Origin of the sequence: Klebsiella sp. A-Nf5 (assembly GCF_002810545.1) — a bacterium.
GTDB lineage: Bacteria > Pseudomonadota > Gammaproteobacteria > Enterobacterales > Enterobacteriaceae > Klebsiella > Klebsiella variicola.
In genome coordinates this window covers 1-1,014 of sequence record NZ_PIOG01000229.1, presented here as the reverse complement: position 1 = coordinate 1,014, position 1,014 = coordinate 1, and the positions used below count along the sequence as shown (strand labels likewise).

Sequence of the window (1,014 nt, the reverse complement as noted above, 5' to 3'; positions counted from 1 at the left end):
TAAAAAACAATGCGCTGGATGCAGCTGGCAATAAGCAACCACATTTGGTTTTTTCAGCAACCCATGCATTATCCTTTTCATTTGTTCCTAACATGTTAAAACAAAGTGAAAAAATAGCTAAGTTTGGCTCATGTCGTCTGCTCTCTGATTCGTTGAACTCATGCGAAAAAATGATGCGTCAGGGCGATGCCCAATTTCTGCTGTGTCACTACCACCCTCATATGCACCTCAATCTAAATGAAAGTCATTTTATGAGCATCCGCTTAGGAATGGATATACTCATCCCTTTTAGTAAACCCAATAGTATGACAATGAAGCCGTTATGGAGTATTGAGAATAGGTCCAATTTTCCCTATCTTTCTTTTTCATCACAATCTGGCTTAGGCAGGATAATATCAAATACAACGTCAATTAACAGAATCACACATAACATGAAAATTGCATTTGTTGCCGATCTGGCGGCCACTTTGCTGGCAATGGTGAGATCGGGTGATGGTGTGGCCTGGTTGCCACAAACGCTTGCGGCACAAGATGTTGCCTCTAAAACCATTGTGGCGGCAGCAGATCAAGAAAGCAATTTATGGGTACCAATCGAAATAAGGCTTTATCGACCGGCAAAAAAAATGCCACCAGATGCTGAAGAATTATGGGAGTTATTTGTTGAGGAACAAATATAAATAAACTATTGGAAATTGTCTTTAATATATTGTTCCAGGAATGCAATTAATGCTCTTGATGCATATGATAAATATTTATCCTTTTTCCATGCCAGGCCTATCTCGACATAGACGGGTTCTGTCATCGCTCTTGTTGTTACACCATCACATTTTAGCCCTACCGCATCGAGAATAAATGATATACCTTCATTTTTTGCAACCAAATCAATATTATTCTTTACACTATTGGAAGATAAGAAGATATGAGTATTAACACCTCTCTTTTCACATTCATTTAGAATAGCTTTACGATGCCATGAATCTTTTTTCATAACAATTAATGGTTCATTTTGCAAAT

2 protein-coding genes are annotated in these 1,014 nt (G+C 37.9%); one reads left to right on the top strand and one right to left on the bottom strand.

Translation table 11 applies throughout. The features are described 5' to 3' along the window. Positions 1-677: LysR substrate-binding domain-containing protein (locus CWM53_RS22835; protein WP_100750874.1), on the top strand; the 677-nt coding region annotated here is incomplete at its 5' end. A 5-nt stretch (positions 678-682) separates the two neighbouring features. On the opposite strand, the gene CWM53_RS22830 is transcribed toward CWM53_RS22835, so the two are convergent. Then, a partial coding sequence (locus tag CWM53_RS22830; protein WP_165785122.1) for a LysR family transcriptional regulator substrate-binding protein occupies positions 683-1,014 on the bottom strand: 332 nt, incomplete at its 5' end.